The organism is Acidobacteriota bacterium (genome assembly GCA_030949985.1).
In the GTDB taxonomy this organism is placed as follows: Bacteria; Acidobacteriota; Polarisedimenticolia; order J045; family J045; genus JALTMS01.
The window spans coordinates 14,668-31,641 of record JAUZRX010000081.1 but is presented as its reverse complement, the minus strand read 5'-3'; the positions used below and the strand labels follow the sequence as shown (position 1 = coordinate 31,641).

13 protein-coding genes are annotated in these 16,974 nt (G+C 70.6%); 3 read left to right on the top strand and 10 right to left on the bottom strand.

Translation table 11 applies throughout. The annotated features are described in order from the left end of the window. Window positions 1-14: 14 nt before the first annotated feature. Window positions 15-842, top strand: coding sequence for a phospholipase A (locus Q9Q40_14010; protein MDQ7008331.1), 828 nt, complete (start codon window positions 15-17; stop codon window positions 840-842). Window positions 843-877: 35 nt separating this feature from the next. Here the strand turns inward: Q9Q40_14010 and Q9Q40_14005 are convergent, their stop codons facing one another. The 8 genes from Q9Q40_14005 to sppA form a co-directional block, all read right to left on the bottom strand. Further along, complete coding sequence (locus Q9Q40_14005; GenBank protein MDQ7008330.1) at window positions 878-1,369, bottom strand: PaaI family thioesterase; 492 nt, start codon at window positions 1,367-1,369, stop codon at window positions 878-880. Continuing rightward, window positions 1,366-1,500 carry a hypothetical protein gene (locus tag Q9Q40_14000; GenBank protein MDQ7008329.1) on the bottom strand — a complete coding sequence of 45 codons (135 nt, stop codon included), beginning with the start codon at window positions 1,498-1,500 and terminating at the stop codon, window positions 1,366-1,368. The genes Q9Q40_14005 and Q9Q40_14000 overlap by 4 nt, the downstream gene beginning before the upstream one ends. 215 nt (window positions 1,501-1,715) lie before the next feature. Further along, window positions 1,716-3,569: a sodium/solute symporter gene (locus Q9Q40_13995; GenBank protein MDQ7008328.1), complete on the bottom strand. Its 1,854-nt coding sequence runs from the start codon at window positions 3,567-3,569 to the stop codon at window positions 1,716-1,718. Next, on the bottom strand, window positions 3,551-3,736 hold the full coding sequence (locus tag Q9Q40_13990) for a hypothetical protein (GenBank protein ID MDQ7008327.1): 186 nt from the start codon (window positions 3,734-3,736) through the stop codon (window positions 3,551-3,553). Before Q9Q40_13990 ends, Q9Q40_13995 begins: the two co-directional genes overlap by 19 nt. A gap of 46 nt (window positions 3,737-3,782) precedes the next feature. Continuing rightward, window positions 3,783-6,155, bottom strand: a complete 2,373-nt coding sequence (locus Q9Q40_13985; GenBank protein ID MDQ7008326.1) for a heavy metal translocating P-type ATPase — start codon at window positions 6,153-6,155, stop codon at window positions 3,783-3,785. Window positions 6,156-6,293: 138 nt separating this feature from the next. Beyond that, window positions 6,294-7,148: a sigma-70 family RNA polymerase sigma factor gene (locus Q9Q40_13980; protein MDQ7008325.1), complete on the bottom strand. Its 855-nt coding sequence runs from the start codon at window positions 7,146-7,148 to the stop codon at window positions 6,294-6,296. Window positions 7,149-7,340: 192 nt separating this feature from the next. After that, the gene (locus Q9Q40_13975; GenBank protein ID MDQ7008324.1) at window positions 7,341-8,174 is read right to left on the bottom strand and encodes an MqnA/MqnD/SBP family protein; all 834 of its coding nucleotides are present in this window, start codon (window positions 8,172-8,174) and stop codon (window positions 7,341-7,343) included. Between the two features lie 186 nt (window positions 8,175-8,360). Next, window positions 8,361-10,088, bottom strand: coding sequence for a signal peptide peptidase SppA (gene sppA / locus Q9Q40_13970; GenBank protein MDQ7008323.1), 1,728 nt, complete (start codon window positions 10,086-10,088; stop codon window positions 8,361-8,363). A gap of 140 nt (window positions 10,089-10,228) precedes the next feature. Between sppA and Q9Q40_13965 the strand changes: the two genes are divergently transcribed. Both Q9Q40_13965 and Q9Q40_13960 read left to right on the top strand, forming a co-directional pair. Then, a complete protein-coding gene (locus Q9Q40_13965) occupies window positions 10,229-12,931 on the top strand; it encodes a S8 family serine peptidase (protein MDQ7008322.1) in 2,703 nt (900 codons plus the stop codon). 56 nt (window positions 12,932-12,987) lie between these two features. After that, window positions 12,988-13,509, top strand: a complete 522-nt coding sequence (locus tag Q9Q40_13960; GenBank protein MDQ7008321.1) for a TerB family tellurite resistance protein — start codon at window positions 12,988-12,990, stop codon at window positions 13,507-13,509. A 5-nt stretch (window positions 13,510-13,514) separates the two neighbouring features. On the opposite strand, the gene Q9Q40_13955 is transcribed toward Q9Q40_13960, so the two are convergent. Both Q9Q40_13955 and Q9Q40_13950 read right to left on the bottom strand, forming a co-directional pair. Next, window positions 13,515-14,282, bottom strand: coding sequence for a thiosulfate oxidation carrier protein SoxY (locus Q9Q40_13955; protein ID MDQ7008320.1), 768 nt, complete (start codon window positions 14,280-14,282; stop codon window positions 13,515-13,517). Window positions 14,283-14,330: 48 nt separating this feature from the next. Beyond that, the gene (locus Q9Q40_13950) at window positions 14,331-16,907 is read right to left on the bottom strand and encodes a S9 family peptidase (protein ID MDQ7008319.1); all 2,577 of its coding nucleotides are present in this window, start codon (window positions 16,905-16,907) and stop codon (window positions 14,331-14,333) included. Between the last annotated feature and the right edge of the window lie 67 nt (window positions 16,908-16,974).

The following is a 16,974-nucleotide window of genomic DNA, read 5'->3' as shown; positions in this document are numbered from 1 at the left end:
GTCGAGGGCTCCGGATGACGCGTCTGGCCATTGTGATCGCATTGTGCGTGCTCGTCATCCCGCCGGCGGCGGCCGACGTGAACTCGGGGGAAACCACCGAAAGCCCCCTGCCCGCCCGATATGCGAGGAAGTTCTCCCTCAACGAGCCGATGTACTTCTCGGTGGGGTGGCGGGAATCGGCCAACGCGCGCTTTCAGCTCAGCTTCCGCTATCGCTTCGTCGGCGCCGACGGGGGGGCGGCGGGCGATGCCCTGGCGGCCCACCTCTACTTCGGCTACACCCAGACCTCCCTGTGGGACATCGGCTCCGAGTCGGCGCCCTTTCGCGACACTTCCTACCGGCCGAGTCTTTTCTTCTTCCGCTCCGATCTCGGTCGGCACTGGTTGGGGGCGCGGCGCTGCGGGATCCAGGCGGGGCTCGAACACGAGTCCAACGGCCGTTCGGCGGAGGCTTCGCGCAGCGTCAACACGGTTTTCGTGCGGCCCCTGCTGGCCTGGGGCGAGACGCGGGGCTACGTCTGGACCCTGGCGCCCAAGTTCTGGCTCTACGTGGGCGACCTGAGCGACAACCCGGACATCGCAGACTACCGGGGTTGGGCCGAGGTGTTGCTGAAGGTGGAAAAGCAGGACAGCTGGGGTTTTTCGGTGATCGGGCGCAAGGGCTCACGCCGCGCCTACGGCAGCATCGAGATCCATGCCAGCTACCCCCTCGACCGGCTCTTCTCCGGTCGTTTCGACTCCTACCTCCACGTCCAGTATTTCGCCGGCTGGGGTGAGAGCCTGCTGGACTACGATCGCAAGCGGGCCTCGCAGGTCCGCATCGGCCTGATGCTGGTGCGTTGATCCGGATCGGCCGAGGCCGCCGCTTCCGGCGGCGGTCAATCTTTCCGGTGCGTTCCGCCCCGGCCCCAGTTCTCGGGTAGCGCGGCGGCGACCACCGTGCCGCGGGCGGTGACGCGACCGGCGGCGCTGAGCTCGACCTCCACCGTGATGCGGCGCCGGCCGAGGTCGGTGATGCGGCCACGCAACTCCAGTTCGGGGCCGAGGGGCGTCGGGCGCAGGTAGTCCACCTTCAGGCTGGCGGTGACGAAGCGCTGCCGCGGGGACGCATCCATCGGTCGGCCGTCCCGGCGACAGGCTGCCGCGGCGGCGCTGGCGGTGCCATGGCAGTCGATCAGCGAGGCGATCAGACCGCCGTAGACGTAGCCGGGAATGGCGGTGTGGCAGGCCCGCGGCGTGTAGCGCGTCAGGGTGGTCTCTCCGTCCCAGTAGGTGCGGATGCGCAGACCTTCCGGGTTGAGCTGGCCGCAACCGTAGCAGTGGTTGAAGTCATCGGGATAGTCGTCCTGGAAGGCCCGCTGCTCGCTCATGACGGTTCCGATCCATCGTTTTCCGGCACGGGGGGCAACTCCGCCAGCCGCTGGTCGATCATGGCTCGACGCTGTTCGAGCCAGTGGCGCTGTTCGTTCGGAGGGAGATGTTCGATCCAGCGCGGCCCCATGCCGAGGCCTCGCCGACAGCCCGGTGCATGGTCTTGCTCCTGCCCGTGGCGATGGGTGGCTCCCCGTCCGCAGGGTCCGCGACGGCGTCCTGTCGCCGGTCCCAGCTCGGCCGGCCCTCGGTGGTTTCTGTTGGCCATGGTGCCTGTCCTCGATATTCGCGGGGTGGGCGGATAGAGCATATGACCGTAACGGGGATATGGCAAGCCGCCTGGAGTCAGAGTTCCCGGCGTACGGCCACCCGCCTGCCGGGGGCCAGCCGCAGCCGGGCGAGGGGGGCGTCGGGGGCGCGCAACGTGCCGGGCGTCGTCTCGGGGCTGATGGCCACCGGCGCGCCGAAGGCCTGGAAGCCGCCCCGCAGCCAGTGGGCTTCGCAGATGGCCAGCAGGTCGCCGTCTTCGACGTCGAGGCGCCGGGCGTCCGCGGGGTGAAGCCGCACCGCTTCGTCTTCGTCGCCGCCGTCGGTCAGCTTCAGCACGAGTCGTGGGCCCGGCCCGGGGCGGGGTGGCCGGCCGCTTTTGAAAACGCGCATTTTTTCTGTCACGGGTCCGAGGGTCAGGTGGCCCGGGGGGACGCGCTTCGCCGGCCAGAGCAGGGTGCCCGCCACTCCCAGAAGCAGGCAGACCACCAGTCCGTAGAGGGCGCGGATGTAACTGTAGGACTTGGCTCCCGCTTCCAGGTCGATGCCATGGGCGAAGGGAACGACCAGGCCCGGCCAGATGAAAGAAGCGGCGATCAGCGTCACCCCGCCGAGCATCACCAGCAGCACGGCCCGCGGACTGACGCGCTTCCAGCAGAAGGCCAGCAGCAGGGCGACGGCCAGTGGCGGTGTGATTGCGGCGGTGAAGGTCCCGTGGGCCCGGTAGATCGAACGGAACGAGGCAAAGAGCGGGACCAGGGCGAGTCCCGCCACGGTGGCCAGGGCCGAGGCCCAGCGGGCGGCGACAAGGGCGCGTCCGTCGTCGGGGCGTCGGCCGTGCCGGGCGTGCCAGGGACGCCAGAGGTCCACCACGCTGATCGTGGCGATGGCGTTGATCAGGGTGTCGGCGGTGGACATCAGTGCGGCGACCAGGGCGGCGACGACCAGGCCGAAAAGACCGGCGGGCAGCACGCGCTCGGCGACGGTGACGAAGATGCCCGCCGCCGCCGTGGTCTCGGGGAGCGTACCCTGGCTGACCATGACCCGGCCGATCCAGCCGGCACCCGAGACGGCCACCGCCGCCAGCGGCATCAGCACCAGCAGGACCACCACCGCGGCCTTGCGCGCGTGGCCCAGGCTGCGGGCCGACAGAAAGCGCAGCAGGATGCCCTGGTTGATGAAATAGAAGGCGATGCCCCCGGCGCATCCGTCCTGCCAGAAGATACCCACGAAGTTGAAGTCGGGGGGCGTATTGAAGGCGGCCAGGGCGTGGCGCCCGCCGGGGCCCAGTCCGTCCCAGAAGGGACCGGGGCCGCCGACGGCGGCGATGCCCGCCAGGAAGAGACCCACGCCCGCGGCGATCAGCAGCGCCCCCTGGAGCAGGTCGGTGAAGATCACGGCCGTCTGACCGCCGTGGGAGGTGTAGACCCCGCAGACCAGGGCGGCGCCCGCGGCCGAGGCCAGCAGCGGCCAGCCCACCATGGCTTCGAGAGCGGTGCCCATGGTCAGGAAGTTGATGCCCAGGTAGCCCAGCAGGTACAGCAGCAGCAAGGCCATGGCCACCTGCCGGACGACGGGGCCGAAGCGCCGGCCGAAGTACTCCGGGACGGAGGTGATGCGCCCGTAGTAGACCAGGGGCAGCCAGCCGAAGAGCCAGAGGGGCATCCAGAACCAGTCGTTGAGGTAGGTCTGGGAGGAACTCAGGCCGAAGCGGAAGCCGGCCGCCGAGTACTTGACGAAGGAATAGGAGCCGACCACGGTGGCCACGCAGGAGAAGGCCACCAGCCACCACGCGAAGCGTTGGCCGCCGAGCAGGAAATCCGTCAGCCCGCGACTGTGACGGGCGGCCCAGGCTCCGAAGCCGATGATCAACACGAAGTAGGCGATCAGGACGCCCAGGTCCAGGCCGTCGATCACCTGGCCGCCGCCCACTCGAAGGCGCCTTGCAGCGCGGCCAGGGCCAGCAGACCACCCAGCAGCACCGCCAGCCGGCCGCGGCCGGCCCGGTTCAATCCCAGTTCGCCACCGCGCCAGGCCAGCGCCAGGCCCAGCACGAAGATCGCGCCGCCGACGATTTCCTGGTACCAGAAGGAGAGCATCGTCCCCTTGGATACCGCGGCCGGCGCGCCGGGGCAAGCGGACCGGTCAGAGCTTGACCCGGCGCAGCCGGAGGGCGTTGGCGATCACCGACACCGAGGAGACGCTCATCGCCGCCGCCGCGAGGATCGGCGAAAGCAGCACCCCGAAAAAGGGGTAGAGCACCCCGGCGGCCACCGGGACGCCCGCCGAGTTGTAGATGAAGGCGAAAAAGAGGTTCTGGCGGATGTTGCGCATGGTCGCGCGGCTCAGCCGTCGCGCGCGGACGATGCCCCGCAGATCGCCCCGGACCAGCGTGACCCCCGCGCTTTCCATGGCCACGTCCGCGCCCGTTCCCATCGCCACGCCCACGTGGGCCTGGGCCAGGGCGGGGGCGTCGTTGATGCCGTCACCCGCCATCGCGACGACGCGGCCTTGCTGCTGGAGCTGCGAGACGACCGCCGCTTTCTGATCGGGCAGGACTTCCGCTTCCACGCGGTCGATGCCCAGGCGCCGGGCCACCGCCTCGGCGGTCTTGCGGCTGTCGCCGGTGAGCATCACGACTTCGATGCCCTCCTCGTGGAGGGCCGCAAGGGCCTCCGGGGTGGATGCCTTGATCGGGTCGGCCACGGCGAGCAGGCCTGCGACCCGGTCGTCGACCGCCAGGAAGACGACGGTTTCCCCCTCGCTGCGGCGAGCGTCGGCCCGGGCCGGAAGCGGGCCGGCATCGATGCCCAGGCTCTCGAGGAGGGCCAGGTTGCCCAGGGCCACCCGAGTTTCGGAAACCGTACCCACCACACCTTTGCCGGTGATCGATTCGAAGTCTTCGACCCGGGTCATGACCGCGCCGCGCTCGAGAGCGCCGCGCACGATGGCCTCTGCGAGGGGGTGCTCACTCGAGCGCTCGAGGCTGGCGGCCAGGGAAAGGGCCTGTGACTCGGTGATCTCACCCGAGGTTTCGACGGCCACCAGTTCGGGTTGTCCCCGGGTGAGCGTGCCGGTCTTGTCCACCACCAGGGTGTCGACCTTTTCCATGATCTCGAGGGCCTCGGCGTTCTTGATCAGCACGCCGGCCAGCGCGCCCCGCCCGGTACCGACCATGATGGAGATCGGTGTGGCCAGGCCCAGGGCGCAGGGACAGGCGATGATCAACACCGCGACGGCGTTGACGATGGCGTGGGCCAGGCGCGGTTCCGGGCCCCACAGGCCCCACACCACCAGGGTGACCAGGGCGACGAGCACCACGGCGGGGACGAAGAAGCCCGCCACCGTGTCCGCCAGTTTCTGGATCGGTGCCCTCGAGCGTTGGGCCTGGGCGACCATGTCGACGATCTGGGCCAGCAGGGTGTCCGCACCCACCTTTTCGGCCCGCATCAGGAGGCTGCCGGTGCCGTTGACGGTGGCGCCGATCAGGGGGTCGCCGGCCCCCTTGTGTACAGGCATCGGTTCACCGGTGACCATCGATTCGTCGATACTGCTCTCCCCTTCCACCACCACGCCATCCACAGGCACCTTCTCGCCCGGACGCACCCGGAGCACGTCTCCGGGGTGGACCCTCTCGAGAGGAATGTCTTCCTCGCCGCCATCCTCCCGCACGATGCGGGCGGTGTTGGGGGCCAGGCCGAGGAGCATCTTGATCGCCGCGTTGGTGCGGGAGCGAGCCCGCAGTTCGAGCACCTGGCCGAGGAGGACCAGGGCGGTGATGACGGCGGCCGCTTCGAAGTAGACCGCGACGCGGCCGTCTTCCGTGCGCATCAGCGGCGGGAAGAGATCCGGCGCCAGCAGGGCGACCACCGAGTCGATCCAGGCTACGCCCACCCCCAGGCCGATCAGGGTGAACATGTTGAGGTTCCATGTCACCACCGAGCGCCAGCCCTTGACGAAGAACGGCCATCCTCCCCAGAGGACCACCGGCGTGGCCAGTACGAACTCGATCCACTGCACCGTGTGCATGGAGAGCGCCTCCGGGAGCCACCCGGGGGCCAGGTCGGCGACCATGGCGAGCACGAAGACGGGGGTGGCCAGGAGGGTGCTGCCCCAGAGCCTGCGAGTGAGATCCCGGAGTTCGGGATGGGTGTCTTCGCTGCCGGCGGTGGCTGTGAGGGGTTCGAGAGCCATGCCGCAGATCGGGCATTCACCGGGGGTGTCCCGTACGATCTCCGGATGCATCGGGCAGGTGTAGGCGGATGCGGGTCGGCCTGCCCGAGTCGGGCTGCGGTGCTCGCCGTGGTGGTCGTGTGTCCCGTGGGGGTGCCCCCCGCGGGGCGGCCGGGCGGCCCCGGTGAAGGCCTGGGGGTCGTGCTGGAATTTCTGCTGGCAGTGCTCGGAACAGAAGCGATAGGCACGGCCGTCGTGTTTGAAGTGAAATGCGGAAGCCGGCGGGACCGGCATGCCGCAGACCGGATCCGTGGTCGCCGGAGTGTTGCCGGAGATGGGTTCCATGGGGACCTCCTGTCAGAAGGAAAGTGAAGTCACGGAGAGCCATGCCTTCGAAGCTGCCGCCGTGTGCACCATCCCGCCCCGGGGCCGACAGTGCCCCGGCAACGCTCGTCGCCGTCTCGCGCCGCTCGATGTCGGCAACTAGCCCGGGGGGTCCAGGGCGGCTCGCAGGCGACGCCGCAGCCGGGCCAGCGCTCGTTGCTCGATCTGGCGCGCACGCTCACGGCTGAGTCCCAGGCGATTGCCGATCTCCTGGAGCGTGAGCGGAGTCTGTTCGGTGAGCTGAAAGCGATTGCAGACGATCCACCTTTCGGTAGGCGGTAGTTTTTCGACCTCGTGACGGACCCTGTCCCGCAGACGCGCATCGACCAGGCGCTGTTCGGGGTCGGGCCGACTCTCATGGTCGGGCAGCAGGTCTCCCAGGCGGTTGCCGGTGTCGTCCGCGGGGCGCTCGAGGGAGAGCACCCGGGGCTCTTTCATGCTGCGCAGGGTCACCGCTTTTTCGTCCAGGCCGGTCTCTGTGGCGAGTTCGGTGAGATCGGGTTCCCGGCCCAGGGTGCCCCGCAGTTTCTCGCGGGCCTGTTCGACTTCTTTGCGCTGCTCGCGCGCATAGCGCGTCAGGCGCACGCACGAGCTTTCCCGGGAGAGAAACTCGAGAATCCGTTTGCGGATCCACCACGTGGCGTAGGTCAGGAACTGCACCCCCCGCCGGGGGTCGAAACGGTGGGCGGCCTCGACGAGCCCCAGGTTGCCTTCGGCCAGCAGGTCTTCGAAAGCGATGTTCTTGGAGCTGTATTCGCCGGCCACCTTCACCACGTAGAAAAGGTGAGGCTCGACCAGGTCGCGGACCGGATTTCCGGCTTGGGTCTCAGCGGCCGGCTGCTCGCCGCGGCGACCGGGCCTTGCGGCAGCCGGGCACTGTCTCCGCACATCGTGCAGGTAACAGTCGATGATCCGCCGCCGGGCGTCGGGTTCGCCCGGATCCACGTGCGGCATTTCCCCTCCCGGAAGACCCTTCGCTGCGACGGCCCCGCCGTGGTGCCGGGAGTGCGTCTCGCCCCGCGTCGGGAGCCATGTCGGGAGAGTCTCCGCTTCCAATCACAGAGCATACTGCTGTTGGGGGCGGGATGGAAGGGCGCTGCCGCGGGTTTCTCGGTCGGCGCAAGCTTTGAGTAAAACTTGGTTTGTTCAATTTCGCGGTCGGGAAGCATTCCCGCTGCCCGGAGCGGGACCGCAGAGTCCCCTCTTGCCGAAGGACAGCAGTCGCGGTGCACCGGCAACGGGTACCAGGGCCAGGCTTTCGAGTTCCTGCCACAACCGCCGGAGGGAGGCCATCTCGTCGTTGCCCAGCCGCAGCCGTATCTTTTCTTCGAAGGTCGTGGCCACGGACTGGTGCTGTTCCGGCTTGTGGGGCAGCCACTGCCGGAGATGGCGCTGGAGGTCGTGGCGGCCCCGCGTCCGGGCGTTGTGCAGGATGCCGTAGACGTCACGGGTCACCACCGCCGGTCGTGCGGCCCAGGTCCACCAGACCATGGGCAGACCCGTCAGTTCCCACCAGGCCGTGGACAGGTCGAGAACCCGGTGGTCTGCTCCCGGCGGCTCTTCCCCCGACCCGAGGGTGACCAGCCGCGCCTGCCGGGACGTTTCGTCGAAGGTGACCGTCCTGCCGCTGGCGGCGAAGAGCAGGGCCAGCAGCGATTCGGCGCCGTGCCCGGGGCAGGAAGAACCCACGGTTCCGATCCGACCGAGGGGCGGCTGGTAGAGCAGGCGTGCGACGCCGCAGCCTCCGCGGGAGGTCACGGCCAGGCCCGGAACGATTTCCAGCCGCCCGGCGCGGGGGGCCAGCAGGTCCGGGGGCAGCAGCGCCAGGTCCAGCGAGCCGGCATCGAGGGCGCCGGCCGCCTGGCGGGGATCCTCGAAGGACGTCACCGCGAAGCGCTCGTTCCAGGGGGGCAGGTCCAGCCCCCAACTCAGAGGGCGGGTCTCGAGGAAGGTGGAAACTCCCACGCGCAGGCGTTTCATGGTCGGGCCTCCCCCGGTCGTCCGGCCCCGCGCGGCTTTTCGGGGGAGACGGGTACGGGGGTTCCGGGCTCCTGGCCGACCCCCGGGCCCTCGCGCCCGGGCCCGTGCGCACGGGGCCGCGGCGGCCGATCGCTGCATGGGCCGTCGGGAAGTTCCAGCGGGAAGGTCGGCTTCATCGTCCGTCGGTCAGCGGATTCGGGGCAGGTCGGCCGCGTAGAGGTAGCAATCGCCCGAGGTGCTTTGCAGCAGGCGCATGACCCGTGCCAGGTCGGTGAGGGAGGCGGGAAGCTCGGAGGCCAGCACGAGGCCCCGGCGCTGGCGCAGCATGTCGAAAAAGCCCGGCGGGCGGGGCAGGACCAGCAGGCGGTACGACTGGCCTTCGGCAAAGCCCCCGCGCTCGGCGGCGATTTCGAGCGCTCGGCCCAGGCCTCCGATCTCGTCCACCAGGCCACGCTCGAAGGCCTGGGAGCCGGTCCAGACCCGACCGTGGGCCAGGGGCTCGAGCTGGTCGTAGGTCATCGAGCGTCCCTCCGCGGCCTTGCCGACGAAGTCGGCGTAGATCGCGTCCAGGATCGCGTTGAGTCGTTTCCAGCCCTGCTCGTCGAAGGGTTCGAGGCTCGAATACATGTCGGCGTTCTCGCCGATCTGGATGCCCGAGAAATGGATGCCCGTGATGTCGTCCCAGAACCGGCCCGTCACCAGCTTGCCGGAGAGCACACCGATCGAGCCCGTGATCGTGGCCCGGTCGGCCAGGATATGGTCGGTCTGCATGGCGATGAAATAGCCGCCGGAAGCCGCCACGTTGCCCATGCTGGCGATCACCGGCTTTTTCTGCCGGGTCAGGACGATCTCCCGGCGCATCAGGTCGGAGGCCACGTAGGATCCACCCGGGCTGTCGATGCGCAGCACCACGGCCTTGATGCTGTCGTCCTCCCGCGCCTCGCGCAGGGCGCGGATGATGGTCTTCGAGCCCATCATCGTGTCGCCCAGGGGCCGCTGCTCGGATTCGCCTCGGGCGATGGTGCCCACGGCGTAGATCAGGGCGATGCCCGCGCCCCGGCTCCGGTGGGCCCGGTGGCGGCGGATGTAGTCTTCGACACGAATGAAGGGCTTGTCCCTTCCGACCCGGGCGCGGATCGAGCTGAGCACTTCGTCCTTGTAGGCCAGGCGGTCGACCAGCGAGGCCTCGAGGGCTTCGTTGGCGAGGAAGGGGCCCTGGTCGACCAGCTCCCGCACCCGCTCGGGAGTCAGCCCCCGCGCCCCGGCGATACTGTCCACCAGGTCGCCGAAGATCGCCCCCAGCAGGCTGTTCATCGCCTGGCGGTGGGCCGGACTGTAGTCGCGGCGCATGTAGACGTCGGCGGCGTTCTTGAATTCTTTGCGCTGGGCCATCTGGGGCAGGATGTGCAGCTTGTCGAACAGGCCGCGCAGGAAGGGCGTTTCGGCGCGCAGGCCGTAGAGGCCCACTTCACCCGGCGGCGCGAGCACCACCTCCTGGCAGGCCGTGGCGAGCAGGTAGGCTCCCGCCGAGCCGGCGTTCTCGGTGAAGGCGACCGACCACTTGCCGTCGGCGGAGAAGGCCTCGATGGCTTTGCGCAGCTCTTCGGCCTGGGCCCAGCCGGGAGCCGAGTCGACCTCCACCAGCAGTCCCTGGATTTTCGGGTCCTTCCGCGCCTGGTCGATGCCTTCCAGGATTTCTCGCAGACTGGGGCCCCCCTCGCCGAAGAACCCCTCGAGCGGTCCGCGGGCCCGGTTTTCAGGGAGCGGCCCGCCGAGGGAGACGGCGAGTACCGGGCGTGGCCCGGTGGGCATGCCCCCGCCCGACAGGAAGGCTACGATTCCCACCATGGCGACCATGGCCAGGGCGATGGTCAAGGCGATCAAAAGCAGGGCCAGCTTGCCGGCTCGTGTCATCGAGGGCTCTCCTCCTGGATGCGGCATTCTACCCCCCCCGGGGGTGGGCGCCGGTCGCGGGGGCGCCGCGGGCGACTTGCTCGCGCTGGCCGGGCGCCGTATTCCAAGACAGGAGCAGGAGAAGGAGCCGGGAACCGCCGATGAAGAGCCAGGGCCGGACAGGCGCATCACGGATGCCGCGGGGCATGCCCCTGCTGGCGGCGGCCGTCCTGTCGCTGGTGGCGGGGTCGGTGCCGTCGCCGGCGGCGCCCGCCGCGTTCGAGCCGCGCTGTGCGCGCCTGGTGCGGGCGATCCGCCCGCTCGAGAGGGTGCGGCGCTGGCAAGACCTGCCGGCGGGTGAGATGCGGCGCCGCCTGGTGGACGACCTGCGCCGGGAGACGGCGCTCGCCGCGCGGGACGTGCTGGCGCGCCTGGCGGCGGCCGGGGCGGAGAACGTCCGGGTCCTGTGGGGGCCTTCCGTGGTCTGCGCCCACGCCGACGACGGCGCCTGGCGGGAAGTCGCCGCCCTGCCGACGGTGGAGGCGGTGTTCGCCGACCCCCCCCGCGGCGACGCCGAGATCGACGATCAGGGTGAAGGCCCCAATCGCGGCGTGCCTCCCGAACCCCCCCTGGTCGCCCTGCGGGTGCCGGAGGTTTGGGATCGGGGACTGACCGGTCGGGGCGTCGTCGTCGCGCTGATCGACACCGGCGTCGACTTTTCCCATCCCGACCTGGCGGACCACCTGTGGGTCAACGAGGACGAGATCCCCGGCAACGGCATCGACGACGACGGCAACGGTTACGTGGACGACGACCGGGGCTGGAATTTTTCTTCGAACGACAACGATCCCTCCGATCTTTCCGGTCACGGCACCAAGAGCGCCGGCCTGATCGCGGGCGACGGCAGTGCCGGCAAGCAGACCGGTGTCGCGCCCGACGCGACGCTGATGGTGTTGCGGAGAGGCTCGACTCAATCGGCCATGTGGGAGGCCAGCCAGTACGCCGTGGACAACGGCGCGGCGATCATCAGCCAGTCCTCTTCCTGGAAGTGGTCCTTCTCGCCCGACTACGCCTCGTGGCGCCGTCAGGCGGAAGTGGAACTGGCCGCGGGGGTGCTGCACGTCAACAGCGCCGGCAACACCGGGGCTGCCCTGGACGCCGAACCGGTCCCCTACAACGTGGCGGCGCCGGCCAACTGCCCGCCGCCGTGGCATCACCCCGAGCAGACGCCGCAGGAAGGGCTGGCCAGCGTACTGGCGGTGGGCAACGTGGACGCCCGCTCCCTGTCCATCGCGGTCACCTCGGCCCACGGGCCGTCCGAGTGGACCGACATCAAGGCCCACCGGGATGCCTCCTACCCCTTCGACATGCCCCCCGGGTACCGGGACTATCCCACCTGGGACGGCTCTCCGGGCCTGGGCAAACCGGACCTGGTCGCCCCCGGCGACAACTCCACGACGACGGCCCTCGGAGGGGGTTACGTTTCCTACGGGGGCACCTCCGCCGCGGCGCCGCGGGTCGCCGGGATCGCGGCCCTGATGCTGCAGGCCGTCCCCGGGGCGAGCCCCGCCGAGGTGGCGCGGGCCCTGCTCGAGACCGCCGTCGACAAGGGGCCGGCAGGTCGCGACAACCGCTTCGGTGCCGGGTTCCCCGATGCTCTCGCGGCGACCTCGGCCCTGGGGCCGCCCCTCGAGGTGCGGGTGGTGGAGGTGATCGACCCCGGTCCGCCCCGGGGCGATGGCGATGGGGCGGCCGACGAGGGCGAGATCGACCGGCTGCGCGTCGAAGTGGCCAACACCTCTTCGTCCACCCTGACCGATGTGGAGGTGCTGCTGGGGGCCGGCTCGGAAGTCCAGGTGCGGGACGGCTACCAGTGGATCGGAGCCATCGGCCCCCAGGCCACGGCTTCCACCGTCGCGCCGCATCTCTCCGCGGAGTTCGGGCCGGGCACCTGTGCGAGGCGGGTGCGCCTGGAGGTGGAGGTGCGGGAGGGCGGTCGGCGACGGATCGAGGCGGTGTTCGTGCCGGTGGGAACGGAGACCCGGGAGGACTTGATCGCCACGGAGTTCGAGCAGGCGGCGGGTTTCACCGTCTCGGGCACGGCCACGGCGGGGGCCTGGGTGCGCCAGGTCCCGGTGGGCACGCTGCACGGGGGGACCGCCGCCAATCCCGGCCAGGACCACAGCGCCGATCCCGGGACGGTGGCCTGGGTCAGCGGTAACGGTCCCACCGATCCCCTGGCGGCGGACGTGGACGCCGGCCGGACCGTGCTCACCTCTCCTGCCGTGGACGCCTCGGTCCACGGGGAGCTGGAACTGGTCTTCCATCGCTGGTTCTACGGGGCCGACGCCGGCGGCGAGGATCGCTACCTGGTGGAGGCCAGCGCCGACGGAACCGACTGGACCCTGGTGGAGGAGATCACCGCCACGGAGAACCGCTGGCGACGTCGGCGGATCGTCCTGTCCGACCTGATGACGCCTTCGGCCACCACCTCGGTGCGCTTTCTCGTGGAGGACGCCGGCGGCGAGGACGTGGTGGAGGGCGGTCTCGACGATCTGACGCTGACGGGGATATCCCTCGACTGCCAGCCCTGGTCCATCGCCGCCGACCCCGCGCCGGATGCCGTGGGCGCGACAGTGCGCCTGGCCCGTGCTCCCGGAGGTCACATCGAAGTGAGCTGGGATCCGCCCTCCGCCGCGGGGGGGCGGGATCCGGAGCTGGGGTATCGGGTGCAGCGCTCGACCGCCGCCCAGGGGCCTTTTTCCACCGTGGGCCGGCCCGTACTCGAGAGCTTCACCGACGTGGACGCGGCGGCCCCGACGCCTGCCCTGTACTTCTACCGGGTGGAATCGATTCAGCCCTGAGCCGTTTGCGGGACGCCGGCGATCGTGGTGAGGTGGTGCCCGAAACGAGGTGACCGATGTCTCTGCTGTCTTTTCTCGGGTTCGATCGCACGGCCATGGAAGGAGATCCGGCCCGGGTCACCGCAGTGCGGCGCATCGTCGACGCCCTCGACAAGCTCGAACCCCGGCGCGCCCGCTTCATCGCCTGTTTCGCCTGGCTGCTGGGCCGGGTGGCCCATGCCGACAACGAGATCGGCGAGGACGAGACCCGCGAAATGGAGCGCCTGGTACACGAACGGGGCGGACTGCCCCTCGAGCAGGCGGTGATCGTCGTACAGATGGCCAAGAGCCAGAATATTCTCTTCGGCGGTCGGGAGAACTTTTCCGTCACCCGGGAATTCGAGCGCATGGCCACTCGGGAGCAAAAGCTGGCCTTGCTCGACTGCCTTTTCGCGGTCTCGGCCGCCGAGGGGGGGATCTCGGTGGTCGAGGACAACGAGATCCGGAACATCTCCCGCGAACTCAACCTCGAACACCGGGACTTCATCGCGATCCGCTCCCGCTACCGTGATCACCTCAACGTGCTGCGGGATTCCTGACGGGCTCAGGGCAGGTGGAGCGAGTGTTCACCGGAGCGCTGGTGGTTGTCCGTCCAGCGCAGGTGCAGGTAGGCGCTCGGCGCTGTGGTGAACGAGAGTTCGAGGGGCGCCGTGGCGGCCAGTGAGGCGCCCGCCTGCATCTGGAAGATCGCCTCGTCCCCGTGATGGAGGGAGAGGCTCGCCAGGCGGGTGCCGGGGGGCGGTGGCGGCGCGACCCGGGTGCGCAAGCGGACGCGTCCGCGGCGGCTGCGCACCCGGGTGCGGACCTGCAGCGTGCCGCCCCCGTCGACGACCTCGGCCGCTGGCGCACACCGGGCCCGGGCCCCCAGGTAGACCGTGCGCGCGGTTCCGATCAGCCCCTCGGCCGTCTGCGCCACGGCGACGACGCGGCCGGTCCTGCACAGGCGTACCCGGGTGACGATCCGCGGCGTCACCCCATCAGTCAGCCACAGGTGCAGCGCGAGGGGCTCGGCGGCGCTTTCCACGAAGACGAACAGGGCGTCGACGGCCCGGTCCCGGACGTGGACGGTGACGGGGACCCGCTCGCCCCGGTCCGCCCGATCGGGAACCACCAGTGCGATGGCGTCGCTTGGGGTGTATGCCCCGACGCCGGTGAGGTGTTGGAGGATCCCGGCGATCGACGGACTGACGACGGCTTCTGCCGCCGCCGGCGGAGGCGCGGGCGGCGTGACGAGGACGCAAAGGATGCCGAGGGCGGGCAGCCAGGTGCGGGGTCCAGGAAAACGGCGCGGGGGGACCGAAGACTCCTGCATGCAGACTCCTCTCGTTGCGTGCCCGCCCCCCGCATGCCGGGGGACGGGTCACGGGTTCTTCCAGCGGTGCTCCCACGCCTCGCCCTGGTCCCGCAGGAAGCGGTCGAACCACTCGAGGATCATGGTGCGGTGTTCGGTGCGGCGCTCGAAGGTCCCCGAAATGCCGTGGTCTTCGCCGGGAAAGAGGACCCATTCCACCGGGCGGCCGAGGATCTTCAGCGCGGTGAAGAGCTGCCGGGACTCGGTGGGAGGGACGTTGCCGTCGGCGGTTCCGTGGAGCAGGAGCAGGGGGGTGTGGATCTTTTCCGCGCGGAACAGCGGCGAGTGCCGGACAAAAAGGTCGGGATCGGTCCAGGGGGCGGCGCCCGCCGACGCCATGTCGCCGTAGGTCCACCCCCAGTCTCCCTGGCCCCAGTAGGAGGCGAGACTGGAGATCCCGTAGAGGGAGACCGCCGCGGCGAAGCGATCCGTGGTGGAAAGCAGGTAGGCGGTGAGGAATCCGCCGTAGGAGCCGCCGTAGAGCCCGACGGAGGCGGGGTTGATCTCCGGGTGCGCGCGCAGCAGGGCGTCGATGCCCGCCAGCACGTCGGCCGCCGCCTTGGGGCCCCAGTCACCGGCGTGATGATCGGCGAAACGCTCACCGCGGCCGTAGGCGCCCCGGGGGTTGATCACCAGCACCCCATAGCCGTGGGCCGCGAGGAACTGGTGCATCGGGTCGAAGGCGCGCAGGGTGGGGACGGCACCGCCGTAGGTGTAGACCACCAGCGGAATCCGGCGCGCTTCGAAGGCGAAAAGGGGCGGGTAGTACCAGGCTTCGATACGCTCGCCGCCCGGCCCGCGGAAGGAGGCGTCCCGCGCCGCGCTGAGCATCCACTCTTCCGCGACGGCGGCGTTGGGCTCTTCGACCCGATTCCCGGTGCCCTGTTCGAGCGAGGTGAAGAACAGCGCCGCCGGACGGGTCGGGGAGGAGAGGACCGAGGCGAGGAAACGGCCGTCGGAAGAGGCCGCCGCGCGGGTCAGAACTTCGCCTTCCGCCGGCAGGGGCAGCACGTTCCACCCGTCGTCCGTCTCCTCGACGCGTACCCACCGCCGCCGGGCCCCGGTGGTGGCTGTGGCCACCATTCGGCCTGCCCCCGCCCACACCAGAACGCCGCCCCGTCCCCCGTAGGCCTCTGCGCCGGAACCCGTGATGCGTTCGAGGCTGCCGCTCGCTCGGTCGAGGACCCAGATCTGGGCGTTGTAGACGTTGTGTTCCCCCCTGCCGGGGCCGAGTTCGGCGGGCGGTCCGAGAAAGGCGACGCGTTCCCCGGCGGGCTCGGCGATCAGCGCCCGGGGCCGGAATTCCCAGCCCGCTACGAAGACCCGGAGCAACCGGTCGGCGCCGCTGCGCAGGTCGATCTCGCGCAGCTCGGTCTGGAACCAGGGGCGCTCCCGGCGGGGCACGGTGCGGGCGTACACCACGTGCGAGTCGTCGGCGAAGCACGCGCCGTCGAGGACGAAATCGCCGGGCAGGGTCAGGCGCCGGCGGTTGCCCGTGGCCAGATCGACCAGGTGGAGGTGGGGCCCGGTGAGGTAGTCGGGCAGCCCTTCCCGCGGCGCCGTTCGCCGTCGGGCCGTCTCGTCGTCCCGCCGGCTGCGCCTGGCGCCGGTGGAGGAGAGCACCAGCAGTGCCTTGCCCGTGGGGGCGAAGCCTGCCCAGGCGAGGCCCTCTTCACCGACCAGCACCCGGCGCAGGGGGCCCCGCGGCGCCTTCCAGGTCAGCAGATCGGTGCCCTCGCCGTGGGGCCGCGTGATCAGCAGCAGGTCTTCCACCGGAGAGAAGGCCAGCGCGCGGGCGCCCTCTCCGGCCAGTCCTGAAGCGACGAGCGCCCCCCGCGGGTCGAGCACCTCGAGGGTCGACAGGGGCGCGCCGGCACCCGAAGAGTCACGACGCAGGCTGCGGGCGATCCACTGGCCGCCGGTGGAGACGGCCAGGCTGGTGTAGTCGGCCAGCCGTCTCCGGTCGGCGTAGTCGAAGAGGGGTCTCGGCCCGGTGGCGGACCAGGCGAGGGAGACGGCGGGCCGGCCGGCGGCGGCCAGCGCGAGGGTTGCCGGCAGCGGGGTCGGGTCCACCACCTCGACCCGCAGGAGCAGGGAGACCAGGCCGCGGGCGTGGGCCACCGTGGCCTCGAGGGACGAGGGCTCGGACCGGGCCCCGCGGGAGGCGATCTCTTCGCCGTCGGCGTAGACGGTCAGGCCGGCGGCGCTGCGGGCCTCGAGGGTCACTTCGGTCCAGCGCGGCAGGTGCAGGCGTGTGGCGACCCAGTAGATGCCGGCCTGCTCGAGGCGCGGCCCCGGCTCCGCCTCGACGGCCTGCCACCGGAGGTCGGGGGTTTCCGCCAGGGGTCGACCCGCCACGGGCCAGGCGCGATGGGTGTCGATTTCGGCGACGGTTTCGATCTCCGGGGCGAGGAGGCCGGGAGGCGGGCTCGCCGGCGCGGGCAGGGGGCCCGCCACAAGCCACTGTCCCGGCTGCGGGCCCGACCCGGAAGTCTCGCTTGCCGTCGCTCCGGCAGGGGTCGCCAGTGCGAGGGCCACCAGGGCCAGGGTGGCGACGGACGTCGATGTCGGCCGGATTCCGTTCATCGGTTCCTCCGCGCTCTCCGCGCTCGCCCCCCATCTTACCGAGGCGGCGTTCAGCGGGCAGGGCCGG